Below are 26,058 nucleotides of genomic sequence, written 5' to 3' on the forward strand. Positions count from 1 at the left end.
GCTGTTTCTTATATCCTTTTAGATAGTTTCATTCCGTTTTATCATTTGTTGATAACGTTTATCAAAATTTTCCTGTTCTGTCTTCTGAACCGGGATGGTAACAATTTCTTCTGTCAAATCCTTTAAAGTAGTTATTACCCGCTGTTTGACTTCTTCAACAGTTAAAGGTATCCCCAATAAATCAGAGAGGGAAGCCATAACCTCAGGGTTCACCTCCGGATAAGTGAATGCTGTATCTTCATCTTGTTTTGCAATACGATAAAACTCACGAATAAAGGAAGCACGTTCTTTGCTGTTTCCCTCGATATCTAAATAAATTTGTACAGAAATACCTTTTTTTACACGGCGTTGTGAAATACCTGCAAACTTTTTTCCGTCAATACTTAAATCATAATCTCCAGGACAGTAGGAACCCACAATTTCATATGCTTCAATAGCATCCGTCAAATCCGTAAACATTGCTTGAACAAAACGAACCATTGCTTCATAACAATCGTAAATGGATAAGTTTTGGGCTCCGGGGATAATAAGAGAAATATTGAGTACCCCTTCATCCAGAGCAACAGCAAGTCCTCCTGAATTACGGACAATACCTTGGTAATTATTTTCTTCAAGAAATGCCATCCCTTCTTCAATATGAGGGAGGCGGGAATCAGGAATACCTAAAACAATGGTATTGGAGTGTACCCATAATCGGATAACCGGCGGAGAAGCTTCTTCGCTGACAGAAATAGCCAGTGTATCATCAATTGCAAAGGAAGCCAAGGCAGTGTTTGGTTTACCTGCAACCGTGTTTACTGTGGAGTGGTCCATATATCGAAATGTGTTGTGGCGAATAATTTCTTTCCAATTTTTCATCGTGTTTATCCTAAACCTTTCATCAATCTTAATACCTATATTATAATACACGAATTTATAAATCCAAGATATAACAGAGTGGCAGCAATTATTTATAAAAATATAAAAGTTATGATAGCATTATAGTTGAGTTTCATGATAGGATTAATTAACATAATTCATTAAAGCTATTTCAAAACTTATTATATGTAAATTGGTTAACCCCTATTAAAGGTCATCTGAAGGGTTAGTACAATTAATGAGTTTAAATAATACTGTTACTTAAAATCGGAGGGAATAAGATGAAGAAACTATCCGTTTTACAGGCAATTACACTGTTTTTAATCGCAGCTGTTATCCTTTTTAGCGGGCTAATAATTATTAAAGCTTCAACGATAGTAGTACTTATTTTTGCAGGTATGGCAGCGATTATTATATCTATTATTTGGGGAATTGCATGGAAAGAGATAGAGAAGAAAGTTTTAGAAACAGCAACCAGACTTTTAATTCCATCCTTTTTGTTACTCTCCGTAGGCATACTGATTGGCAGTTGGATGCTTTCAGGGACGATTCCGTTAATTATGTATTATGGGTTAACATTCCTTAACCCAACGATATTTCTTTTTGTGGCATGTATTATTTGTGCTTTGATGTCAATACTTACTGGAACATCTTGGGGGACTATTGGTACGATTGGTGTTGCGATAATGGGGGTTGCTTTAGGTTTCGGGATTCCTATGCATTATGCAGCAGCTGCAGTAGTTGTAGGTGCTTTATTTGGTGATAAGATGTCACCTCTATCTGATACAACCATTGCTGTATCAGCTTTTACAAATGTAAATATTATTGAACATATTAGATACATGCTGTATACCACCATTCCCGGGCTGATCATCTCTTTGATCCTTTATTTAATATTAGGCTTTCAATCACATGGACAAGCAAATACGATGGAGATAGATGTAATTATTTCAACACTTAATTCCAATTTTAATTTAAATCCAATTCTTTTATTACCGCCTATTATTGTACTAGTTTTAATCTTTATGAGGAAGCCGGCATTACCTGTATTTGGAATTGGAATATTACTTGGTTCTATTCTGGCAATGGTATTTCAAGGAAGTAATTTGTTAGATATAGCCAACACTTGGAACGAAGGTTACGTTGGAACTACAGGCGTGGAAGTTGTTGATGAAATGCTGACTCAAGGTGGATTAACCAGTATGTATGGAACGGTTGGGATATTTCTTGCTGCAGCTCTTTTTGGCGGAACAATGATTGCCTCTGGAGCATTTGATATCCTCTTACAGAAAATCATTGAAATAGCAAATACCGGAAAGAAAATGATGCTTTCCTGTCTATCATTACATACACTTTTCCATTTCATGGTAGGCAGCAATCATACATCTAGTGCTGTTTTAGGGCCTATGCTCTCACCATTATATAATAAATTTGGACTGCACCGAAAAAATTTATCAAGGGCAATTGAAGATACTGGAGCTGTTTTTCAACCGTTGATTCCATGGTCAACTACGAGTGTATTTATCTTAAGTACACTTAATATCTCGACATCTGAGTTTGTTCTGTATGGACCGTTAATATATTTAGGAGTTGTTTTTGCAATTATCTATATTTTAACAGGCTTTAGAATTGCTAAGGCAAATCCAGAAAAAGAATAATACGTTATCTTTACGAAATGTAATGACTCTAAATAAGATAGTCAAAATGCATTATAATATTAATCCTTTGAGTATGCGTTATTGACTTTTAAGATACATACAAAGTGAAACTTCCTCCAGTGGAAGTTTTCTTTTATCTCCACTTAGAATTTTCATGTTTTTTCTATTCTTGAAGCGGGTCTTTTACAGTCAGTTACACTGCGATAAACTATTGATACAACAAGATTAAGTACACATTTTGTTCATGTTCGCCTTTATGATTTTGTACAACTATATTATAATGTACAAAAAGCATATATATATAAATTACCATCACTTCATTTGATCAGAAATTGTTTGGTTTCTAGGGTTTCGACTTTCTGAACGACGATTAATCGCAAAAGCTCTTTAACGAGGATTAACTTTTGTCCATAGGACGTTGCGACGTTAGTTTGCCTTAAGGTTGGGAGTCTTCTCGTCTAATGATGATGGAAAAGAAACAGAGTACTTTCATTAATTATAGAAATGTTAATAGATTAAATTTGTTGAAAAAGTACATGAAAAAATTTAGGAAAGTACGGATGGAGATAAAGAAATGGCATATAAAGATGAACAATTAATAGAAGAAAAGGTGTTTAAGGATCCCGTCCATCGGTATATTCATGTCCGGGATCGGGTTATCTGGGATTTGATCGCTACGCCGGAATTTCAGCGGTTGCGCCGGGTAAAGCAGCTAGGTACCACGAATCTGACTTTTCATGGTGCAGAGCATAGTCGTTTCAACCATTCCTTAGGTGTTTATGAAATTGTCAGAAGGATCACGAATAATTTTGCAGATCGTGAAAGATGGGATAGGGAGCAGCGGCTGCTATGTCTTTGTGCTGCTTTGTTGCATGATTTAGGCCACGGGCCGTTCTCGCATTCATTTGAAAAGGTGTTTAAGCTAGATCATGAACAGTTTACACAACAGATTATTTTAGAGAATACAAAGGTAAATGAGATTTTGAAAAAAGTATCTGCTGATTTTCCTGAGAAGGTGGCAGATGTAATCGCCAAAACGTATTCCGATAAACTCGTGGTAAGTTTGATTTCCAGCCAAATTGATGCCGATCGAATGGATTATCTACAGCGTGACGCTTATTTTACAGGGGTAAGCTATGGCCATTTTGATATGGAGCGTATTTTGCGTGTCATGCGGCCGATGGATGATCAGGTGGTTATTAAATCCACGGGGATGCATGCGGTCGAGGACTATATTATGAGCCGCTATCAAATGTACTGGCAGGTTTATTTTCACCCAGTAACGAGAAGTGCAGAGGTTATCTTGTCAAAAATCTTTCAGCGGGCAAAGATATTATATGAAGATGATACCTATCAATTCCAGCTGGAGCCGACACACTTTATTTCCTTTTTTGAAGAAAAGGTGAAGCTGTCAGACTATTTAAAGCTGGATGATATGATTGTATACTATTATTTTCAGCAATGGCAGGAAGAAAAGGACGAGATATTAGCTGATTTAAGCTATCGGTTTATCAACCGTCATTTATTTAAATATGTGGAATATAATCCTGATCCGCAAATTAATGCCGGAATGGAGCTATATCAATTGTTTAAAAAAGCAGGCATTAATCCAGACTATTATTTAGTAGTGGACTCATCATCTGACTTGCCGTATGATTTCTACCGTCCAGGTGAAGAGGAAGAACGTCTGCCGATACATCTTTTGATGCCGGATGGCGGTTTGAAGGAATTATCCCGTCATTCGGATATTGTTGAGGCGATATCAGGTAAAAAAAGAACAGACCATAAGCTGTATTTTCCTAAGGATCGTATTCAGCAAATAGAAGACACGGATTTGAAGAAACGAATTTTAGATATATTGTACGGGAAGGAATGACCATTTGTGTTAGACAACCATGCGAAACTGCTCTATTTTTTCTCTAAAGCCAAACAAGTGACAGGAAGAAAGAAATTACAAAAAATGATCTATATTTTGCAGCAAAGCCATGTTCCTTTTGAAGAAAAGTATCAATTCCATTTTTATGGACCATACTCCGAGGAATTAACATTGCGTGTGGAGGAGCTTTGTAACTTACACTTTTTAAATGAGGAAAAGGAAGAGAAAAGTAACTATCACCAATACCACTACTCCATCACAGAGCATGGACAAACTTTTTTAAACCAATTTGAAGTGAACATGCCGAATATAGAGGATGGAATTAATCTTTTACAAGATTGCAGTGCCCGATTTTTAGAGCTTGTTTCTACGGTGTTATATTTTTCCTATTTATCAAGAGAAGAAATCATTGATAAGGTACATACCGTGAAACCAAAGCTAAAATATACCGATGAGGAGATGGATGAAGCATTCCGATTTGTGGATGTGTTACGGAATAAGTCTTCTCACTAAAAAAGCCTTTTAGAACGTGATAGAATGAAACAAAGGTCAGAATGAAAGCTAGGAGGGGAAACACATTGACTGATGGAAATAAAAAGAAGAATACATTTACAATTATAAAAGACGATTCGACAGATGGACATGGCGGTTATGGCGCTGGAACGGTTAGCCTTGAAAACATGTCATCCATTATCGTCGATCCGAATGAAGATAAGGCATATGTGGATATGGATGCGATGCATGCAAGAAGTTCAGTAGAGCGTCGTGTGAAATGGATAAGAGATCGTGAAGAAGTTCAGGGTGGAAAGCTTTATTGGATTGTCTGGGTAACAGTGGAAAAAGGAGAAAATGGCCCTTACTATGCGGGAGTTGCCGGCAGTGAAATCCGCGTGAACCGGGAAATCAAACGAGCTTATAAATCCATGGCGGAGCATGTGAAGCATATGGAGAAATCATTAAAAGGCCAAATTATCGTGGAGCACATGGATGAGCGTTCTAAAAAATTATTAGGTGATTTCTTAAAAGAATTCAAACCGGAACTGTGGGAGAATTCGACACAAGAGCTGAAAGAGCAATTAGATATTTAAATAATTTTGATTGTAAATATTATTGGAAAGCCCTTAGCTTTGATATATCAAGGCTTTGGGCTATTTTATTTTTAGCACGGAGAACCGCCCGTAAAACTCCCGCCTGAAAATAAAGAGCGAAAATAAATTTATTTAGGCGAGAGATAACGGGCGCTAACTCCCACTGAATGAGGTTTCGTTTTATGAATGATTTACTTTTTTACTGCGTGTAAAGAAGAATACTACAACTCCACCTGTTGCAAGGAATAGCGCTCCCTAGTCATGCTTGCGAGAGATGACATATCCGTTATTTGGGGGATATATCATTATTAAAACCTTTTCTAACCTTTTAGTTATTGTTCTCAAATTCAAAACCTAATAAATAAGCATTCCTATCTTAGGTTTCTCAGCTTAAATTGTGAATGAATTATGAACATATTTAGAAATTCTTGTACTTTTCTCAAATCCTTTGTAAACTATGAGTACATGGGCTAACTCATGTTTACTAGGACAAAAAAGCGGTTCGTATCGAAATAGTCGATACGAACCGCTTTTTTGCACTTTATGAAACGGATTAATATCTGCCTAGAAAAGTAAATCAAACCATTTCTCAAGAATGCCTGTATCATCTATTTCATCGTCCAGCTGATCTACATCGCCATTCTTGCAGTATCCAAGCGGTTCTGTCCCTTTTTCATAAAACATAATTCTGCTTTTTTCACAATTGGTGTCCGCTCTTAATCCACTGGCAGGGTCAATTGGAAGCCCAACTACTCCTGAAGGCATGGGAAAAACATTTTTTCCATCTTCGTCAATTTTCTCCATATAATTTGCCCATATCTCTTTCGAAAAAGCTGTTTCGGCTACATTCGTCATTTCTCGATGATCATCATATCCGACCCATATGCCGGTAGAAATATCTGGACTGTACCCAATCATCCAGCTGTCAAAATCAGTCGTTCCAGACTTGCCGGCATAAATATCGGTAAGCTGATTTTGCAGGCTTGCCCCAGTTACACTTGTATAGCTATTTAATGTTTCGTCAAACATTCCAGTAAGAAGCTGTGTTAGAATAAAAGCTTTTTTTTCATCCAGAACGGATTCCTCTTCTTGCGGCTTATGCGAATAAATTGTTTTTCCATCCGCATCGGTAATTTCTTCAATAAGATACGGGGTAATTGCTTTGCCGCCATTGGCAAGACGGGCATACGCATTTGTCAGCTCAATGACGGAAACGGAAGAAGTACCGAGCGCGAGAGAAGGAACGTCATTTAAATTACTTTCAATCCCAAATTTTTCTGCTGTATCGATAAAACGTTCTCCGCCAACATAAAGAGCTGTTTTCACTGCATAAATGTTGTCTGATAAAGCGATTGCTTCTGCGAGTGTAATGGGCGCATCTGCATAATATCCATTGAAATTACTTGGCTGGTAAGCAGAACCATCTGCAAGCTCAAAAGTGGTTGCTTCACTGGTTAATGTCGTACTGGCCGTATAACCATTTTCTAATGCAGCATAATATAAAATAGGCTTAAAGGTGGATCCAGGCATCCGTTTGGCATCGATCGCCCGGTTGTAGCTGCTTTCTTTATAATTGGTTCCGCCAATCATGGCAGCTATTTCACCCGTTTGCGGAACTATGGAAATGCCCGCAGTCTCTAAGTCGCTTTCTTCATCAATAGATTGTGCAGCTGCTTCCTCCATTTCTTGCTGATAATCGCTATTCAGCGTCGTGTGCAGGTGATAACCTCCAAGCTTTATTTCTTCCACATCGTTCTCTAAAATCCGTGCAGCCTCTTTTAATGCTTCATCTTTAAAAAAGGATGCTTCCTCCTCTGCTTGAGCTTGCTGTTGATACGATAAATCTTCATTTACTGCTTCTCTATATTCCTTCCCCGTGATCATTTCATTGTCAAGCATTCGTTGAAGGATAAGCTGTTGTCTGTCCGTTGCATTTTCTAAATTATTGAGCGGCGAATAATACGTTGGACCTTTTGGGATTCCTGCAAGCATACTCGCTTCGGCTAAGGTTAATTGATGAGCAGGCTTCCCGAAAAAATAATTGCTTGCCGATTCAATCCCATGGGCTCCATGACCGTAATAAATGGTATTCATATACCCTTCTAAAATCTCTTCTTTAGAATAAAACATTTCTAAACGAATCGCATAAAAGGCTTCTTGAAGCTTACGCGACCAGGTTTTCTCTGCTGATAAATAGAGATTTCTGGCATATTGCTGTGTAATCGTGCTGGCTCCTTCTTTTAACGAGCCGGAAACAAAATTATTCCACAGGGATTTTACAATACGAAAAAAGTCCAGTCCGTTATGATCAAAGAAACGATTGTCTTCAATAACCATTGTTGCTTGGACCGCAGAAGTATTTATATTTTCTAAAGAAACCCATTCATAAGAATCTCCAAATGTATCTTCAATTATTTCTCCTTCCCGGTCATAAAAAACGGTAGGGGTTTGGTCGCTGAGGCTAGGTGGCCCCAGTAGATAGGCTAATAAATAGATAGCTAATATGCCAGTAATGATCAGCAGCGCGATACCGCCAATTATTTTGTAGATTAAATGCAGCTCTTTTAATGATTTCATTCTTTATCGTCTCCAAAATAAATATGTCATTTCTAAAATGGTGATACTGGAGTTTTCATATCCTATATCATTTATTATGGAAAAAGAACAACTTTTATAAACGTAAAAAGTTTTAAGACAGCAAGAGTATTGCTTATCATGGTGTTTTAAAGATATAATAAGTACACTATTAAAATAAATTTGTAAAAAGATTGAAGGAGTACGTATGCAACAAAATTCCGAACATGTTAATATTACGCTGAAGACAGTGATTTATGATGTAGATTCCGGTGAGCAGGAGACGCAGGAACAGTCCTTCACGGGAGAATGGACGAAGAAAGGCAGCATCGATGTACTTAAATATAAGGAAGTAAATGAAGAAGTCGGAACGATTCAAAATATGATTATGATTCGTCCAGAGCGTGTCTCCATTAAGCGCACAGGTGTTATCCAAATGAACCAGCAATTTCAATTAGGTCAAAAAACAGAAAATATTTATCAGCATATGCATGGCAATATGCATATGGAAACTTTTACAGAATCAATTTCATTTAAAGAGGATACCATGCCGCGGGCGCTTGATATGAATTATACAATGAAGCTGAATGAACAACTCGAACGGAAGCATCAGCTTAAGCTTCAATTTTCAACAAAATAAACAAGGATTCTCCCGCCTTTAAGAAGTGCAAAGCGAGTGAGCGGGGGAGGTAATTGCTAAAAGTAAAGCTATGACAGGAGGGGCGTAGCGTTAGTGGTATCCCTTTCTGGCATAAGAGTAATCCGCCTGTATGTCGTGTTCCTTAAACTGCCTGCGTGGATTGAAAGAAACAAGGAGGAAATAAGAAATGAACGTATTAGCACAAACAGAAGAAACTTTAAAGGAGCAAATTCATACAGCTGTCATTGCTGCTGGACTTGCCACAGAGGATGCGATCCCGGATATTATTTTAGAAAAACCAAAAGATAAAGCACATGGCGATTTTGCCACGAATATTGCGATGCAGCTGGCACGGATTGCGAAAAAAGCACCGAGTCAAATTGCAGATGATATTGTAACACAATTAGATAAGCAGAAAGCATCTGTTGAAAAAGTGGATATTGCCGGACCCGGATTTATCAATTTCTATATGAAGCAGGATTTCTTAGGGGAAGTCATTGAAACCGTACTTGGGGCAGGAGATGCTTACGGCACTTCAAAAGACGGAAACGGGGAAAAGGTGCAGGTTGAATTTGTTTCTGTTAACCCGACAGGCGATCTTCATTTAGGGCATGCACGAAATGCTGCATTTGGAGATGTTTTATGTAACCTTTTTGCAGCGGCAGGCTATGAAGTAGAAAGAGAATATTATATTAATGATGCAGGAAACCAGATAAATAATCTCGGTTTATCGGTAGAAGCACGCTATTTACAAGAATTAGGACAGTCTGTAGATATGCCGGAAGACGGCTATCACGGTCAGGCAATCATTGATATTGCGAAAACCCTTGTGAAAGAAGAAGGAAATGTCTGGGCGGATAAAACCCATGAAAAACGGTTGGATTATTTTAAAGAATATGGCTTAAAAGCATCCTTACGTAATATTGAAAGTGACTTGAAGGATTTCCGGGTGGAATTCGACAGCTGGTTCTCGGAGCGTTCTCTTTTTGAAAATGATCAGATCGACGATGCTTTACAAGTGCTGGAAGAAGGCGGATATACGTATGACAAAGACGGTGCATTATGGTTTAAGACGACCGCTTTTGATGATGATAAAGACCGTGTACTTATCAAGCAGGATGGAGCTTATACGTATTTAACACCAGATATTGCTTATCACAAAAATAAATTAGACCGCGGCTTTGACCAGATTATTAACGTCTGGGGTGCAGATCACCATGGTTATATTCCAAGAATGGGTGCAGCTCTGCAGGCTTTAGGCTATCCAGTCGATAAATTCTCCGTGAAAATTATTCAAATGGTGAATCTATTTGAAGGCGGCGAAAAGGTGAAAATGAGTAAACGTACGGGGAAAGCTGTCTCCTTAAGAGAGTTGATGGACGAGGTAGGGATCGATGCGGTCCGTTATTATTTCGTAGCCCGTTCTAATGATTCCCAGTTAGATTTTGATATGGACCTTGCTAAATCACAATCCAACGATAATCCGGTTTACTATGTTCAATATGCTCATGCACGTATTTGCACGATGCTTGAACAAGCGAAGAACAAAGGCTTTGCAACAGACGATGCTTTTGACGCTTCTTTATTAACCGCAGAAAAAGAACTTGATTTGCTTAAAAAGGTAGGAGAGCTGCCGCAAGTGATTGCCGAAGCGGCGGATAAGCAAATGCCGCATAAAGTAACACAATATGTATTTGATCTGGCGTCCACACTGCACAGCTTCTATAATGCAGAAAAAGTATTGGATGCAGATAATCCGGAGCGTACCAGTGCACGGATTGCTTTAATGAAAGCAGTGCGTCAAACATTGGCAAACGGCTTGGGTATCTTAGGTGTGGATGCACCGGAGAAAATGTAAAATAGAAAATGATAGGAAAATCCTGCAGAGAAATGGTTTCTTTGCGGGATTTTTTTAAAATATTATATGTTGCATCTGCAAGGGTATAGGTATATTACGAGTGTTTTTAAAGTGTATTTTTTTATCCTCATTTTACATTTTTCAAATTATAATGTATATTATAGTTAGAAACTCGTATGTTATTAAAAGATCGTTCCATGCAAGCTGCATGGAACGATCATCAATAAACCGAACCTCATTAAGAGGGGTAGGTAACTAGAGAAAAATAATTCCTCAGTCTCCTGCTAAAGATCATGAGGGGTTATTTTTTTGGTTTTTATCAGCCATAATGAACGCTATCAACATCCCAAAGGATATCATTAACGTCAAAGAGCTTTCAAAATCCATCGGCAGCACTCCTCCCCCTGGAAGTCTCCAACGAAAGACCAGCGACAGATTACAGTGCTACCTAACCCCTCATAAGAAGCCGATTTATTGTGTTTTCATTATAGCATAATTATCGACCTAATCATCCTTCCACTCAAAGTTTATCAAGAAAGAATAAAAATTATCAATATTTTTTCCAAATAGGTTGACTGAATGTTCATTCATGTTTTAAAGTAGAAATAGAATTATTTTTTATATAAATATGAAAACGCTGTCAATTTATATTATAATGTGAAAGAGGGGGAAGTCATCTTGGATACATTTCTGATCATTAATTGGATCGCATTTATAGCCGTAACAGGCTATGCACTATTCTTATTTGCCAAAGTCATCGCAACCAGAGTCGCTTATATCAGGCTCGGGAAAAAATCAGAGTTTGATGGCGAGATAAAGCTGCGCATCCAGCGTATTATCAAAAACGTATTTGGACAATCCAAGCTGTTAAAAGATAAAAAATCCGGTACGATTCACGTGATGATGTTTTATGGCTTTATTCTGGTTCAATTTGGAGCCATTGATATGTTTATCAAAGGGCTGTCACCCGGGAACCATTTACCGTTTGGCATATTCTACCCGGGATTTGTCTTTTTCCAGGAACTCGTGACACTCATGATTCTGGTAGCTGTGGTATGGGCTTTTTACCGCCGTTATATGGAAAAACTCGTCCGTTTGAAAAGAGGATTAAAAGCAGGGCTTGTTCTTATTTTTATCGGAACATTGATGATTTCTGTACTGTTCGGAAATGGAATGGCTCTTGTTTGGCAGGGACATGAACTAACTTGGACAGAGCCGGTTGCCAGTATTTTTGGCGGATTATTCGGCTGGGCATCTGCAAATACAGCAATGGTTTTATTCTATATCGCCTGGTGGGTACATACGATAACCTTGCTTACTTTCTTAGTGTATGTGCCGCAGTCCAAACACGCGCACTTAATTGCTGCACCGATCAATGTCTTTTTGACGAAAAAAGTGCCTGGTAAATTAGAAAAAATTGATTTTGATTTAGAAGAGATGGACGAAGAAAGTGAAGAAGAAATCGCTTTTGGTGTCGGCAAGGTAGAAGACTTTAAGCAACATCAAATGGTTGATTTTTATGCATGTGTGGAATGTGGCCGCTGTACAGATGTTTGTCCGGCGTCCGGAACAGGAAAAATGCTTTCGCCGATGGATATTATGATCAAGGTACGGGATCATTTAACCGAAAAAGGCGCAGCGGTTACTGGGAAATCTGCATGGGTTCCTTCCTATGCTTTTTCAGGGACTGCCGGCAATCAGGCTTCTGCGGACAACGAAGCAGCTGCAACCGTCCAAAGTATGAGTTTAATCGGTGATGTGATTACGGAAGAAGAGCTGGCTGGATGTACTACTTGCCGCAATTGTGAAGATGCTTGCCCTGTCAATAATGAACATGTTGGTACGATTATTGATATGCGCCGATATTTAGTCATGACAGAGGGAAAAATGGATTCTGAAATCCAGCGTGCTGTTATGAATATCGAACGTCAAGGCAATCCGTGGGGGTTATCGAAGAAAGATCGGATTAAATGGCGTGAAGAAGATGAATCCGCTTATATCCCGACAGTGAAAGAGCTGAAAAAAGAAGACAAGGACTTTGAATATTTATTCTGGGTCAGCTCCATGGGTTCTTTTGACAGCCGCAGTCAGAAAATTGCACTCAGTTTTGCAAAATTAATGAATCAGGCAGGCATCCGCTTTGCGATTTTAGGAAATACAGAAGCAAATTCCGGCGACACAGCCAGACGGATTGGAAATGAATTTTTATTCCAGGAAATTGCCGAGAAAAATATCAAACAATTTACAAAGAATGACGTCACAAAAATTGTCACGATCGACCCGCACGCGTACAATATATTTAAGAATGAATATCCTGACTTTGGCTTTGAAGCAGAGGTATATCATCATACGCAGCTGCTTTATGACCTTGTCATGTCAGGGAAGCTGAAACCGCAGAAGCCGATCAATGAACGGTTGACCTATCACGATTCCTGTTATCTGGGAAGGTATAACGGTGTTTACGATCCGCCAAGAGAAATTTTAAAGGCTATTCCAGGTTTAGAGCTTGTGGAAATGGATCGCAGCCGTGAGAATGGGATGTGTTGCGGTGCAGGCGGCGGCTTAATGTGGACGGAAGAAACGACTGGAAACCGGATCAATGTCGCACGTACAGAACAGGCAATGCAAGTGCAGCCATCAATGATCTCCAGTGCATGTCCATACTGCTTAACCATGCTGAGCGATGGCACAAAAGCAAAAGAAGTGGAAGAAGATATTGGTACAATGGATGTTGCTGAAATTTTGGCGCTATCTGTTTTAGAAAAAAATGAAGAAAAAACCGCATAAGAGTATAGAGAGGGGGCATTTCCTCTCTATGCTTTCTGCCGTTCATTGAACGAGCGTTCGGTCAAAGTATAGAGGAGGCTATTATATGAGAAAATCTGTTATTGTGTCCGGGGCACGTACCCCTTTTGGGAAATTTGGAGGAGCTCTAACCCCATTAACCGCAGTCAATCTGGGAGCTAAAGCAATGAAAGCAGCGTTAGAACGGGCGGAGCTTTCTGGAGCAGATGTGGATGAAGTGATTATGGGAACTGTTTTACAAGGCGGCCAGGGTCAAATCCCATCCAGGCAGGCTGCTGTAGAAGCAGGCATTCCTTGGGAGGTTAAAACAGAAACGATTAATAAGGTCTGTGCCTCCGGGTTGCGCAGTGTGACGCTAGCTGATCAATTGATTCGCTTAGGGGAAGAAGATATTATCGTTGCCGGCGGAATGGAAAGCATGAGTAACGCGCCATATTTCCTGCCTGATGCCAGATGGGGAAATCGCATGGGCGATAAAACGGTAAAGGATTTAATGATTCATGATGGTCTTACCTGTACGTTTACAGGAAATCACATGGGAAGCTATGGAAATGATACCGCTGCTTCCTTTGAAGTAACACGGGAACGTCAAGATGAGTGGGCAGCCAGGAGTCAGCAGCTGGCGGTAGATGCGATCGAATCAGGTAAGTTTGCGGATGAAATAGTTCCTGTAGAAATTCCGGTACGTAAAGGGGATCCGATTGTTGTCAGCGAGGATGAAACACCAAGAAAAGGAACGACAGTGGAGAAATTGGCTGCGCTCAGACCTGCTTTTGATAAGGATGGTACCATTACAGCAGGGAACGCACCAGGTGTGAACGATGGAGCAAGTGCAGTTGTAGTCATGTCTGATGAAAGAGCGAAAGAATTAAATAAAACACCATTGGCAACGATTTTGGGCCATGCGGAAGTAGCGGTGGAAGCAAAAGATTTTCCACAGACGCCGGGTCTGGTGATTAATCGTCTGTTAGAAAAAACAGGTGTGTCCAAGGATGAAATCGATCTTTATGAAATCAATGAAGCATTTGCAGTAGTAGCACTGGCAAGCGGACAAATTGCAGATATTGATGAGGAAAAAATAAATGTCAATGGAGGCGCAGTGGCACTAGGACATCCAATCGGTGCAAGCGGTAACCGGATTATCTTAACATTAATTCATGAATTAAAACGCCGGGGCGGAGGCAAAGGTATTGCAGCGATTTGCAGCGGCGGTGGTCAAGGAGACGCTGTTTTGATTGAAGTACCTGCAAACGAAGCATAAGTTAATATATCCTCAAAAAGGAGCGTATGATTATGACTGTAAAAGAAATAATGGTAATTGGAGCGGGACAAATGGGTGCAGGTATTGCACTCGTTTTTGCCCGTTCCGGCTATGAAGTAAAATTGTATGACGCGGATATTGAAGCGTTAAGAAGAGGGAAACAGTATATTGAGAAGGTGTTCGAGAAAGATATTGCAAAAGGAAAAATGGAAGCGGATACAAAGGAAAAAGCATTAAATCGCCTGCAGCTTGTCGTTGATCTGGAAGCTGATCCGATCACAGCAGATTTTATCATTGAAGCCGTAGTGGAGAAGCTGGAAGTGAAAAAGGAAGTATTTCGCAAATTGGATGAGCTTGCACCAGCGCATACTATTTTTGCAACAAATACATCGTCTTTGCCAATTACAGAAACTGCAGCTGTTACGGGCAGAGCGGAACAATTTATCGGTATGCATTTTATGAATCCTGTTCCTGTTATGAAGCTGGTGGAAATTATTCGGGGTTTGGAAACAAGTGAAGATACCTGTCAAACTGTGCAGGAACTTACAGAAGCATTGGGCAAACAGGATGTCGAAGTAAAAGATTTTCCGGGATTTGTTTCCAACCGGATATTAATGCCGATGATTAACGAAGCAGTTTATACCGTCTTTGAAGGAATTGCGAGTATAGAAGATGTAGACCAGGTGATGAAGCTGGGGATGAATCATCCGATGGGTCCGCTTCAGCTTGCTGATTTTATTGGTCTCGACACGTGTTTATCGATTATGGAAATTCTTCATGAAGGCTTCGGAGACAGTAAATATCGTCCATGTCCGCTCCTAAGACAGTATGTGCAGGCAGGAAGATTGGGGAAGAAGGCAGGAAGAGGTTTTTACACGTATAGTGACTAAAAGAGGAAACGTGGAAAGGGGTATGCATATTGATTGTTACACAAACAGAAGAGCAAAAAATGTTAGTGAAAATGGTTCAGGATTTTGCTCAAGATGAAATTGCAAAAGAAATAGAACGAATGGAAGAACAAGACCGTTTTCCCAAAGAAATTATCAAGAAAATGGGGGAGCTCGGTTTAATGGGAATTCCCATACCAGAGGAATACGGGGGAGCCGGGATGGACTTTAGCTCTTACATTCGGGTCATTCATGAATTGTCAAAGGTCAGTGCAACTATCGGAGTTATTTTATCGGTACACACCTCTGTCGGTACGAATCCCATTCTTTATTTTGGCACGGAGGAACAAAAAAAGAAGTATGTTCCGAAGCTTGCTTCTGGAGAATATTTAGGTGCGTTTGCTTTAACAGAAGCGAATTCAGGTTCTGATGCAAGCGGCTTAAAAACAACTGCCAAGCAGATTGATGATATGTATGTACTGAATGGATCAAAAGTATTTATTACCAATGGAGAATATGCAGATACCTTTATTACATTTGCCAGAACAAGTGAAGATAAAGATGGAATTAGCGCATTTATTGTTGAAAAAGATAGTCCGGGTTTGGTGATTGGAAAAAATGAAAAGAAGATGGGGTTAAAGGGATCGAGCACGGTAGAAATCACCTTTGAACAATGCCGGATTCCCAAGGAAAACCTGCTTGGTGAAGAAGGGCAAGGCTTTAAAATTGCGATGGCTAACTTAAATATTGGCAGAATTGGGATTGCTGCTCAAGGGTTGGGGATTGCAGAAGCAGCCTTAGACTATGCGGTTGCTTATGCGAAAGAAAGAGAACAATTCGGCAAGCTGATTGCAGTAAATCAGGGGGTCTCTTTTAAGCTTGCGGAAATGGCAACGAATGTAGAGGCAGCAAAACTATTAACCTATCAGGCAGCGAAACGGATTGAAATGAATCAATCTTGTATCAAGGAAACGTCGATGGCAAAGCTGACAGCGACCAAAACAGCGATGCAAAACGCGATTGAGGCAGTCCAGATCTATGGCGGTTATGGCTATACCGAGGACTATCCTGTAGAAAGGCTGTTTCGTGATGCAAAGGTGACGGAAATCTATGAAGGAACGAATGAGATACAGCATATCGTGATATCTAAAGAGCTTTTGAAGGAGAGATAGAAATGGATTTTCAATTAACGGAAGAACAAGAAATGCTGCGGAAAATGGTCCGGGATTTTGCAGAAAATGAAGTAGAGCCGACAGCAGCAGAAAGAGATGAAGAAGAACGCTTTGATCGATCTATTTTTGACCAGATGGCAGAGCTGGGATTAACAGGTATTCCATGGCCGGAAGAGTATGGCGGGATAGGCTCGGATTATGTGAGCTATTGTATAGCAGTAGAGGAATTATCACGTGTTTGTGCCTCCACAGGAGTTACCCTTTCTGCACATCTATCATTGGCAAGCTGGCCGATTTTTAAATATGGAAATGAAGCGCAAAAACAAAACTTTCTGCAGCGTCTTGCAACGGGAGAAGCATTAGGAGCTTATGCCTTATCTGAGCCGGGTGCAGGCAGTGATGTTGTTTCTATGAAAACAACTGCTAAAAAAGATGGCGCGGATTATATATTGAATGGCAGCAAAGTGTGGATTACCAATGGCGGTGTGGCTGATATTTATATCGTATTTGCGAAAACAGATGCAGACCAAAAGCATAAAGGCATCACTGCATTTATCGTTGAAAAAGGGACAGATGGGTTCACATTTGGCAAAAAAGAAAAGAAGCTTGGTATTCGTTCTTCTCCAACGACAGAATTAATCTTTGAAAATTGTAGAATTCCAGCTGAAAATGTGCTGGGGGAAGAAGGGGACGGCTTCAAAATTGCCATGACAACCCTGGACGGAGGCAGGAATGGAATTGCCGCCCAGGCTTTAGGGATCGCGCAGGGCGCACTGGATGCTGCAGCAGCTTATGCCAAGGAAAGAGAACAGTTTGGCAAGCCGATCGCAGCGAATCAGGGCATCTCTTTTAAACTGGCGGACATGGCAACAGAGATTGAGGCTGCCCGTCTATTAACCTATCAGGCAGCATGGCTGGAATCAGTGGGAAAACCGTATGGAAAAGCATCCGCGATGTCCAAATTATTCGCAGGTGACGCAGCAATGCGCATTACCGTAGAAGCTGTTCAAATCTTTGGCGGCTATGGATATACAAAAGACTATCCGGTAGAACGCTATATGCGGGATGCGAAAATCACGCAAATTTACGAGGGTACGAATGAAATCCAGCGGCTTGTAATCGGCCGGATGGTAACGAAATAAGCGTTAAATAATAAAATTTTTGTACTTTCCTATTCTTGTGAAAAAAAGGAGGTTGAAGGATGAATGAAGATAAGATTCACTCTTCTGTAAAAGATCAAGAGCTAGTGATGCGACGGAGGAAACAAATTATTGAAGGCGCCATGAGACTGTTTAAGGAGAAAGGCTTTCACCGTACAACAACAAGAGAAATCGCGAAAGAATCCGGATTCAGTATTGGCACATTATATGAATATATCCGAACGAAAGAGGATGTGCTTTTTCTTGTTTGCGAGTTTGTGCATGATCAAGTGCGTGATCAGTTAGCAGAAACGATTGCGGTAGATAACCCGACGGCGGAAAGTTTGCGTCAGGCAATAAGACAATACCTTTATTTTATGGATACGATCCAGCATGAAATTTTAATGCTATATCAAGAAACAAAATCATTAAATAAAGAAAAACGTAAATTTGTTTTGGAGCAGGAACATAAGATTGTCGGGATGATGGAGGAGTTATTGAGCGTTTGTTTAAAAGAAAGGCTAAGTGCAAAAGAAATTTATTTCCTGGCAAATAATATCGTTGTTAGCGGGCATATGTGGTGCTTCCGCCGCTGGCTGATTCAAAAAGAATTTACGATTGATGAGTATGTAGAACTGCAAATGAAACAAGTGGATTGTTGGCTGTAATATGTGGAAAATCAATGATTGTGTTCATTGGAAGGTTAATTAAAAGGAGGATGAAAAATGGCAGAAGATCGTTATTCGCCAAAGTATCCTATTCGTTTTGTAACTGCATCCAGCCTGTTTGACGGGCATGATGCTTCTATAAATATTATGCGGCGTATTCTGCAGGCGAGTGGTGCGGAGGTAATTCACCTCGGACATAACCGTTCCGTGGAAGAAGTGGTTTATGCTGCCATTCAAGAGGATGCGCAGGGAATTGCTATCTCATCTTACCAGGGAGGGCATGTCGAATATTTTAAATATATGATCGACCTGTTAAAAGAACTGGACGCAGCACATATTCAAGTATTGGGTGGGGGAGGAGGCACGATTCTTCCTCGTGAAATTAAAGAACTCCATGACTATGGAGTAGCTTGGTTGTTTTCTCCGGAAGATGGCCGGAAGTACGGTTTGCAAGGGATGATCGACCGTATGCTGGAAAAATGTGATTTTCTTCCACCGATAGACATAGAAAAAGATTTGGCGCGATTAAGAGAAGGAAACCGGTTAGCAATCGGTAAATTCATCACGCTAATGGAGAATGGAGATAAAGATACAAAAAAACAGGTTTTAGATAAGCTTTCCGAACAACAAAAACAAAAACAAAAAACGCCAGTCCTTGGAATTACAGGAACAGGCGGGGCAGGGAAAAGTTCGTTGACCGATGAACTCATTCGCCGGTTTTTAAATGAAATTCCGGAGCGGAAAGTGGCCATACTATCTATCGATCCATCCAAACGCAAAACAGGAGGGGCTCTACTTGGAGATCGTATTCGTATGAATGCTATTTTTTCTGAGCGGGTGTATATGCGTTCCCTTGCTACCAGAAATTCGGGAACAGAGCTTTCTGACTCTATTCAGGATGCCATCGAAGTCGTGCGTGCATCGGACTATGATCTGATTATTATCGAGACAAGCGGAATCGGGCAGGGAGATGCGGCAATTACAGATATAACAGACTTATCGATGTATGTCATGACGGCTGAGTTCGGGGCACCGACGCAATTAGAGAAAATAGATATGATAGATTTTGCAGATTTTATTGTTATTAATAAATTTGAACAAAAAGGGTCAGATGATGCACTGAATCAAGTCCGGAAACAATATGAACGTAGCCATATGCTGTTCCATGAAGATAAAAGCAAATTTCCTGTCTTCGGTACGATAGCGAGCCAATTCAATGATGAAGGAACGAACGCTTTATTTGCTTCGCTGATTGACCGGATAAATGCAGATTTTCAATGGGAAGCAGAGATTCCGTTTAAACGCCATGTTATTTCAGAAAAGAAAAATCAAATCATTACAAATGAGCGCAGACATTATTTGCGGGAGATTGCTTCCTATGTTCGGAATTATGATAAGCGTGCTGGAAAGCAGCGGGAAGTTGCTTCGAAGCTCTATCAGTTAAAAGGAGCAAAGGAGGAAGTAGGTGAAGAGGCTGCAGATTCGTTGGAGCAGGTGATTACAACCTATGAACAACAGCTGGACGGGTACGCCAGATCGTTATTGGATAACTGGGAGCAGCTTAAAGAAAGCTATCTTGGTGACACATTTACGTTTAAAGTAAGAGACAAAGAGATTACGATGGATTTAACGACAGAATCTCTATCCGGTTTAAAGATTCCTAAAGTAGTATTGCCGAAGTATCATGATTGGGGAGATCGTCTCTATTGGTTAATGCGGGAAAATGTCCCAGGCTCTTTCCCTTATACAGCCGGTGTGTTCCCGTTCAAACGAAAAGGAGAAGATCCGACCAGACAATTTGCCGGAGAAGGCACGCCGGAGCGGACTAACCGCCGCTTTCATTATCTATCAAAAGGAGAAGAAGCAAAACGACTTTCTACAGCGTTTGATTCAGTAACTTTATATGGAGAAGATCCTGCTGAACGTCCGGATATTTATGGGAAAGTAGGAAATAGCGGTGTAAACATTTGTACACTGGATGATATGAAAAAGCTGTATAGTGGTTTTGATTTAATCAATCCGTTAACATCGGTTTCTATGACGATTAATGGACCAGCTCCAATTATTTTAGCGATGTATTTTAATACCGCTATTGACCAGCAGGCAGATCGATTCGCAGAAGAAAATGGACGACTGCCGACAAGTGAAGAATTCAGTCAGATTCAGGCAGATACGATAACTGTCATTAGGGGGACCGTGCAGGCGGATATTTTAAAAGAAGACCAGGGCCAAAATACCTGTATTTTTTCTACCGAATTTGCCCTGCGGATGATGGGAGATATTCAAGCATATTTTATAGATAATAATGTACGTAATTATTATTCTGTATCGATATCTGGTTATCATATTGCGGAAGCAGGAGCGAACCCGATTACACAGCTTGCATTCACCTTAGCAAATGGGTTTACTTATGTGGAATATTATTTGAGCCGCGGAATGGATATTGATAAATTTGCACCAAACCTGTCCTTCTTCTTCTCAAATGGGTTAGATCCGGAATATACCGTGATCGGCCGGGTGGCGAGAAGAATATGGGCCATTACGATGAAGGAAAAGTACGGTGGTAATGAACGCAGTCAAAAGCTGAAGTACCATGTGCAAACGTCTGGACGATCCTTGCACGCACAGGAGATTGATTTCAATGATATACGTACCACATTGCAGGCGTTATTGGCAATCCAGGACAATACCAATTCATTGCACACAAATGCTTATGATGAAGCAATTACGACACCGACAGAAGAATCTGTCCGCCGGGCAATGGCAATTCAAATGATTATTAATAAAGAGTTTGGATTAACCAAAAATGAAAATTCCTTGCAAGGGGCTTTTATTATTGAAGAATTAACAGACCTCGTACAGGAAGCGGTTCTACAGGAATTTGAACAGATGAATGATCGCGGCGGTGTGCTTGGAGCGATGGAGCGTCAATACCAGCGCGGAAAAATACAAGAGGAATCTCTTTATTATGAAGGTAAAAAGCATTCTGGTGATTTGCCAATTGTTGGTGTGAACACGTATTTAAACCCCAATCCGCCATCCGAGGATGACATTGATTCCATGGAGTTAGCACGGGCAACAGAAGAGGAGAAAATGCATCAAATCCACGAACTGCGCCGTTTTCAATCGGAACATAAAGAGGGTGTAGACGAAGCGCTAAAACGATTAAAACAAACAGCAGTAACAGATGGAAATATTTTCGCAGAACTATTACACACTGTCCGTTACGCAAGCCTCGGAGAAATCACCAAAGCACTCTATGAAGTTGGCGGACAATACAGACGGAATATGTAATAACTCAACTTACGCACCTAATAATAAGCACAAATACCTTGCTATTTCAGGTGAACATGTTCTTCATTACCATGCTTACTTTTTAGTTAAATATCTGACCATTTTTGAATTGATAATTGTGCATAATTCCGCTCCGGCCAACCACTCCGCTTTCCATGGGGACGGCTTCAGCTAACTTGAAAAGAAAACCGCTTTTCAAGTGGATCTTCAGCTCGCCCTGTTCCCATAGGAGTCTCCGTGGTTGGCCTCCGCTCTGATGGGATTTTACAGCGGATGAAAGAAATAACATCCTGTTTGGTTGAACGAAATAGTGGCTCTTTCGTTTGATAACACGATTATTCCAGTATTTTAAATGGTTGGTTTAGCAGTTCGAACCATGACAGTATGGATAGTTAACATCAGGAATAGCTTTTATACACCGAAAGTAATCTTGGTGGAACATTTTACCATGAATCATGATAGCTATGTTCCATCTGATCTACCTTTTATTTGCTCAGCTATTCCACGTATAGAACACCTTACTAGCGGAGGCGGACCGTTTTGACTCCTGAGGGATCAGCACCATCTGAAGATCCACTTTTGCCAAGCGATCTTCTTGGCAAAAGTTAGCTGAAGAGCGTGCCCCTAGGAAAGCAAAACGGTCCGCCGCAGCGGAGTCATACACTCCATCTGCTATTCTTTGTCCTGGGAATTATCAAAGGAACAATCTACTCCTGTTTCTATGAAAATGAAGTTTCTATTTAAGGCCCAAAAGTGGAGTAATAACTAATAAATAATGAAATTCATGCTCACATTCCTTTAAAGGTATAATAAGGCACAATGTAAGCGAAAAAAGCAGATTTTCAGCATGGTTGTATTCAGCTTCTCTAAAATTTTAAATCATACACGTTCATCCAGCTTATATACTACAAACTTTTAGTGGATAATTGCATTCAAATATGTTTATAATGTAAAATAGGTTTATTGTGACGCAATAATATATATAATAATCACTTGTAGTATAGATAGGTATGATTATATTTTTAAAAGGAGTGCATGAACGTGAGCTTGAAAGAAATGACCCAAGAGCAAATCGATGATTTATCCATGATTGAATTAGGTTCCATCATTCTAAAGGAAGAAAATAAAGCAATTTCTTTCCAGGATTTGTTTTCAAAAATAGCAGATTTAAAGAATTTCTCAGAAGAAAAGAAAGAAAATTTGATTGCGCAATTTTACACAGATATGAATGTTGATGGACGCTATTTAACATTAGGCTCGGGCATGTGGGGATTAAAGAGCTGGTATCCGGTAGAACAAGCGGAAGAAGAAATTACAGATGAACCGAAAAAACGTAAGAAAAAGAAGAAAGCAGCCGTTGTGGAAGAAACAGAAGATATCAATGAGGATTTAGATGTAACAGATGAAGAAATTGATGATATGCTGGATGACTTCGAGGATGTAGAAGATACAGACTTAGAAGAAATTGAAGATGAAGTAGACGATGTGATCGGTAAAGATGATCTGGACGAATTAGATTATGATGAAGAGGACGATCGCTAATTAATTGCATATACAGCGAATGAAGCTGCAGCAAAATCTGTAAACTTAAAAAGCTGGAACAAGGAAAGAAATCTCAACTTGTTCCAGCTTTTTTTCACAAAAGGAAAGGATAAGATTCAACGAAATTCGTTGCTGAAAATAGATTGATGAAAAAAGCTTCCTATTTGTGACAAAATTATTAATGATGCTTATGCTCTAATGTCGTAAAATGAACTTTTTTTTAACTCTAAGTTGTTCTTATAGTCTTTCAGGATAAAACGTTGTAAAATAGAATTAGAAACAATTACATAAAATAAAAATAGGTGATTTCTTAAAATCATAAAGGGAAGTTGGTGTAAATCCAACGCGGTCCCGCCACTGTAATTGCGAGCGAGCAGAGCTAGCCACTGTACAAACATGTATGGGAAGGATCTGTAAGTGATGACCATGAGCCAGGATACCTGCCTATTTTTATCTCAAGCCAATCTACGAGGATAGTAAGGTGAAGCAGTATTTCTGAATCTTTCTGACATCTTCATTTGCCGTGGAGATGTTTTTTAATAGTTTTTTAGCTTGCAGGACCAGGTATGTGTCATGGAAAAACTGCCTGTTAAAACTATTTGATTTCCGGGAAATTCAGTAACGTACGCGTATTAAATGAAAACCATTTCACTTGTGCGTCCTCTATGATATGCATTGGCTGGGCATGTAAAACCTATTAAAATCAAGGGGGAAAACAAAGTGAAAAAATTATTACACGTACTATTATTAGCACTGTTAGCAGGCTTTTTAATTGGATGCAGTGATAGTAATGACAATGCAGATGATGATGCATCAAACGATGAGACAGCAAATGAAGAATCAGCTTCAGAGGAAGAAAATGGAGATGATTCCGCCTATCCGTTAACCATAACAGACGCAACAGATAATGAAGTTACGCTAGAGGAGGAACCGGAGCGCATTGTTTCATTAATGCCGAGCAACACAGAAATTACATTTGCTTTAGATCAAGGAGATAAGGTTGTTGGTGTTACCGATAATGATACCTATCCGGAAGAAGTTTCCGATATCGATTCGGTTGGCGGCATGGAATTTAATGTAGAAGCAATTATTGGCTTGGATCCGGATGTTGTGTTAGCACATGAATCCCTGGTTGCTTCAGCACAGGAAGCATTTGAGCAATTAGCAGATGCAGATGTGGATGTATTTACCGTTGCGGATGCAACAAACGTGGATACAACGTATGAAACAATTGAAGATATTGGACAAGTTGTAGGCGCAGAAGATGAAGCAGAACAATTAGTTTCAGACATGCAGGCTGACTTTGCGGAATTAGAAGAAATGACTTCAGAGGTAGCAGAAGAAGATCGTCAATCCGTCTTCTTTGAGATCTCTCCGTCACCAGAGATCTTTACGGCTGGTCAGAATACATTCCTTGATGAGTTATTGCAGATCATAAACGCAGATAATGCAGCTGGGGATCAAGAAGGATGGGTGGAGATGGATGTTGAAGCTATTATAGAATTGAATCCGGAAGTTATTATTTCAACCTATGGTTCTTATGTAGATGATCCGATTGGTGAAGTGACTTCAAGAGATGGATTTGCGGATGTAGATGCGGTTGCAAATGAGAGAATTTATGATGTAGATTCGGATACTGTATCCCGCCCGGGGCCACGCCTTATTGATGGTGCTGAAGAAATTGCAGAAGCAGTCTATCCGGAGCTTTTTGATGAAGAGTAACTTATTGAAATATGCGCTTTCGATAGCGTTTTTAATCAGTGCAATGCTGATTGCAATCTCGGTTGGCAGTGTAGCTGTCCCGATACCTGAAATCATTAAAATTATCGGATCAGAAGTGTTTCATTTGCCTATCGGGGATAAAGTTGATTCGATGTACATCAGTATTGTATATGATATTCGCCTGCCGCGCGTTATTCTGGCAGGTCTTGTGGGGGCCTCTCTTGCGATTGCTGGAGCGGCCTTCCAAGGTTTATTGCGAAACCCTTTAGCGGATCCGTATATTCTCGGTGTATCCTCGGGTGCATCTGTCGGTGCAGTATCCACTTTATTTTTTAATATCTCTATCCCTTTTTTAGGAATGTATACGTTGCCATTTATAAGTATTCTTGCAGCCTTAGCGACGATTATGATTGTTCTCTTTTTTGCAAAAAAGATTGATAAAACAATGCGTGTGGAGTCTATTATTCTTACAGGAATTATTTTCAGCGCCTTTTTGGGGTCAATCATTTCTTTAATTATTGCTTTAACCGGCGAAGAATTACAGCAAATTATGGGCTGGCTCTTAGGGAGTGTATCCATGCGCGGCTGGAGATATGTTGGCATCATTTTACCATTTTTGCTGTTAGGTGGTTTATTATTGCTAATAAATACACGAGAATTAAATGCGATGTCACTTGGAGAAGATCGTGCACAGCATTTAGGAGTAGACGTAGGGAAACGGAAAATGCTTATCTTGGCTTCAGGATCGATTTTAACAGGGGCAGCAGTAGCTGTTTCCGGTACGATTGGTTTTGTCGGCCTAGTTATCCCCCATTTAACGAGAAAACTTTGGGGACCGGATCATATACACCTTCTGCCATTGTCCATGATTACGGGAGCAGGCTTCCTTATCCTGACAGATTTATTATCCCGCACCATTATCTCCCCGCAGGTTCTGCCTGTAGGAGTGATTACAGCACTGGTGGGCGCTCCTGTGTTTGCGATGATTTTAATTAAACAGAGAAAAGGAAGGTAAA

Annotated in this window: 18 protein-coding genes and 1 riboswitch; of the genes, 16 read left to right on the plus strand and 2 right to left on the minus strand. The window is 40.0% G+C overall.

Annotated features, from left to right (window positions below; all coding sequences use genetic code 11):
- Positions 1 to 18: 18 nt before the first annotated feature.
- Positions 19 to 858, minus strand: coding sequence for a lipoate--protein ligase family protein (locus BN986_RS03275; protein ID WP_040978201.1), 840 nt, complete (start codon positions 856 to 858; stop codon positions 19 to 21).
- Between the two features lie 281 nt (positions 859 to 1,139).
- On the opposite strand from BN986_RS03275, the gene BN986_RS03280 reads away from it, so the two are divergent.
- The 4 genes from BN986_RS03280 to BN986_RS03295 all read left to right on the plus strand — a co-directional run bounded on the left by BN986_RS03280 (position 1,140) and on the right by BN986_RS03295 (position 5,480).
- Positions 1,140 to 2,516 carry a Na+/H+ antiporter NhaC family protein gene (locus tag BN986_RS03280; protein ID WP_040978202.1) on the plus strand — a complete coding sequence of 459 codons (1,377 nt, stop codon included), beginning with the start codon at positions 1,140 to 1,142 and terminating at the stop codon, positions 2,514 to 2,516.
- A 574-nt stretch (positions 2,517 to 3,090) separates the two neighbouring features.
- Positions 3,091 to 4,392: an HD domain-containing protein gene (locus BN986_RS03285; RefSeq protein WP_040978203.1), complete on the plus strand. Its 1,302-nt coding sequence runs from the start codon at positions 3,091 to 3,093 to the stop codon at positions 4,390 to 4,392.
- A 6-nt stretch (positions 4,393 to 4,398) separates the two neighbouring features.
- On the plus strand, positions 4,399 to 4,905 hold the full coding sequence (locus BN986_RS03290) for a YwgA family protein (protein ID WP_040978205.1): 507 nt from the start codon (positions 4,399 to 4,401) through the stop codon (positions 4,903 to 4,905).
- A gap of 65 nt (positions 4,906 to 4,970) precedes the next feature.
- The gene (locus BN986_RS03295; protein WP_040978206.1) at positions 4,971 to 5,480 is read left to right on the plus strand and encodes a YwhD family protein; all 510 of its coding nucleotides are present in this window, start codon (positions 4,971 to 4,973) and stop codon (positions 5,478 to 5,480) included.
- Positions 5,481 to 6,044: 564 nt separating this feature from the next.
- Here the strand turns inward: BN986_RS03295 and BN986_RS03300 are convergent.
- On the minus strand, positions 6,045 to 8,057 hold the full coding sequence (locus BN986_RS03300; RefSeq protein ID WP_040978207.1) for a transglycosylase domain-containing protein: 2,013 nt from the start codon (positions 8,055 to 8,057) through the stop codon (positions 6,045 to 6,047).
- Positions 8,058 to 8,262: 205 nt separating this feature from the next.
- Between BN986_RS03300 and BN986_RS03305 the strand changes: the two genes are divergently transcribed.
- From BN986_RS03305 to BN986_RS03365, 12 genes are all read left to right on the plus strand, one after another.
- Entirely contained in the window at positions 8,263 to 8,694 is a 432-nt protein-coding gene (locus BN986_RS03305; RefSeq protein ID WP_040978208.1) for a YwiB family protein, read from the plus strand.
- Between the two features lie 187 nt (positions 8,695 to 8,881).
- Complete coding sequence (argS, locus tag BN986_RS03310; protein ID WP_040978210.1) at positions 8,882 to 10,552, plus strand: arginine--tRNA ligase; 1,671 nt, start codon at positions 8,882 to 8,884, stop codon at positions 10,550 to 10,552.
- A 678-nt stretch (positions 10,553 to 11,230) separates the two neighbouring features.
- Entirely contained in the window at positions 11,231 to 13,339 is a 2,109-nt protein-coding gene (locus tag BN986_RS03315) for a (Fe-S)-binding protein (protein ID WP_040978211.1), read from the plus strand.
- Between the two features lie 85 nt (positions 13,340 to 13,424).
- On the plus strand, positions 13,425 to 14,618 hold the full coding sequence (locus BN986_RS03320) for an acetyl-CoA C-acetyltransferase (RefSeq protein WP_040978213.1): 1,194 nt from the start codon (positions 13,425 to 13,427) through the stop codon (positions 14,616 to 14,618).
- A gap of 32 nt (positions 14,619 to 14,650) precedes the next feature.
- A complete protein-coding gene (locus BN986_RS03325) occupies positions 14,651 to 15,508 on the plus strand; it encodes a 3-hydroxyacyl-CoA dehydrogenase family protein (protein WP_040978214.1) in 858 nt (285 codons plus the stop codon).
- Positions 15,509 to 15,537: 29 nt separating this feature from the next.
- Positions 15,538 to 16,677: an acyl-CoA dehydrogenase gene (locus tag BN986_RS03330; protein WP_040978215.1), complete on the plus strand. Its 1,140-nt coding sequence runs from the start codon at positions 15,538 to 15,540 to the stop codon at positions 16,675 to 16,677.
- A gap of 2 nt (positions 16,678 to 16,679) precedes the next feature.
- Entirely contained in the window at positions 16,680 to 17,819 is a 1,140-nt protein-coding gene (locus tag BN986_RS03335; protein ID WP_040978216.1) for an acyl-CoA dehydrogenase, read from the plus strand.
- Positions 17,820 to 17,878: 59 nt separating this feature from the next.
- A complete protein-coding gene (locus tag BN986_RS03340; protein ID WP_040978217.1) occupies positions 17,879 to 18,484 on the plus strand; it encodes a TetR/AcrR family transcriptional regulator in 606 nt (201 codons plus the stop codon).
- A 57-nt stretch (positions 18,485 to 18,541) separates the two neighbouring features.
- The gene (gene icmF, locus BN986_RS03345) at positions 18,542 to 21,778 is read left to right on the plus strand and encodes a fused isobutyryl-CoA mutase/GTPase IcmF (protein WP_040978218.1); all 3,237 of its coding nucleotides are present in this window, start codon (positions 18,542 to 18,544) and stop codon (positions 21,776 to 21,778) included.
- 1,035 nt (positions 21,779 to 22,813) lie between these two features.
- A complete protein-coding gene (rpoE, locus tag BN986_RS03355) occupies positions 22,814 to 23,320 on the plus strand; it encodes a DNA-directed RNA polymerase subunit delta (RefSeq protein ID WP_316244916.1) in 507 nt (168 codons plus the stop codon).
- A gap of 283 nt (positions 23,321 to 23,603) precedes the next feature.
- A riboswitch (cobalamin riboswitch) is annotated at positions 23,604 to 23,782 on the plus strand.
- 258 nt (positions 23,783 to 24,040) lie between these two features.
- Positions 24,041 to 25,042 carry an ABC transporter substrate-binding protein gene (locus tag BN986_RS03360; RefSeq protein ID WP_040978221.1) on the plus strand — a complete coding sequence of 334 codons (1,002 nt, stop codon included), beginning with the start codon at positions 24,041 to 24,043 and terminating at the stop codon, positions 25,040 to 25,042.
- Positions 25,032 to 26,057, plus strand: coding sequence for a FecCD family ABC transporter permease (locus tag BN986_RS03365; RefSeq protein WP_244444929.1), 1,026 nt, complete (start codon positions 25,032 to 25,034; stop codon positions 26,055 to 26,057). The genes BN986_RS03360 and BN986_RS03365 overlap by 11 nt, the downstream gene beginning before the upstream one ends.
- Position 26,058 lies beyond the last annotated feature (1 nt).

It is taken from the genome of Oceanobacillus jeddahensis, assembly GCF_000750635.1.
Taxonomy (GTDB): domain Bacteria; phylum Bacillota; class Bacilli; order Bacillales; family Amphibacillaceae; genus Oceanobacillus; species Oceanobacillus jeddahense.

Coding starts and splice junctions, on each gene's coding strand:
- BN986_RS03325 (WP_040978214.1), top strand. CDS start 14,651: ATGACTGTAAAAGAAATAATGGTAATTGGAGCGGGACAAATGGGTGCA.
- BN986_RS03300 (WP_040978207.1), bottom strand. CDS start 8,057: ATGAAATCATTAAAAGAGCTGCATTTAATCTACAAAATAATTGGCGGT.
- rpoE (WP_316244916.1), top strand. CDS start 22,814: ATGAACGTGAGCTTGAAAGAAATGACCCAAGAGCAAATCGATGATTTA.
- argS (WP_040978210.1), top strand. CDS start 8,882: ATGAACGTATTAGCACAAACAGAAGAAACTTTAAAGGAGCAAATTCAT.
- BN986_RS03275 (WP_040978201.1), bottom strand. CDS start 858: ATGAAAAATTGGAAAGAAATTATTCGCCACAACACATTTCGATATATG.
- BN986_RS03305 (WP_040978208.1), top strand. CDS start 8,263: ATGCAACAAAATTCCGAACATGTTAATATTACGCTGAAGACAGTGATT.
- BN986_RS03320 (WP_040978213.1), top strand. CDS start 13,425: ATGAGAAAATCTGTTATTGTGTCCGGGGCACGTACCCCTTTTGGGAAA.
- BN986_RS03335 (WP_040978216.1), top strand. CDS start 16,680: ATGGATTTTCAATTAACGGAAGAACAAGAAATGCTGCGGAAAATGGTC.
- BN986_RS03285 (WP_040978203.1), top strand. CDS start 3,091: ATGGCATATAAAGATGAACAATTAATAGAAGAAAAGGTGTTTAAGGAT.
- BN986_RS03340 (WP_040978217.1), top strand. CDS start 17,879: ATGAATGAAGATAAGATTCACTCTTCTGTAAAAGATCAAGAGCTAGTG.
- icmF (WP_040978218.1), top strand. CDS start 18,542: ATGGCAGAAGATCGTTATTCGCCAAAGTATCCTATTCGTTTTGTAACT.
- BN986_RS03280 (WP_040978202.1), top strand. CDS start 1,140: ATGAAGAAACTATCCGTTTTACAGGCAATTACACTGTTTTTAATCGCA.
- BN986_RS03365 (WP_244444929.1), top strand. CDS start 25,032: ATGAAGAGTAACTTATTGAAATATGCGCTTTCGATAGCGTTTTTAATC.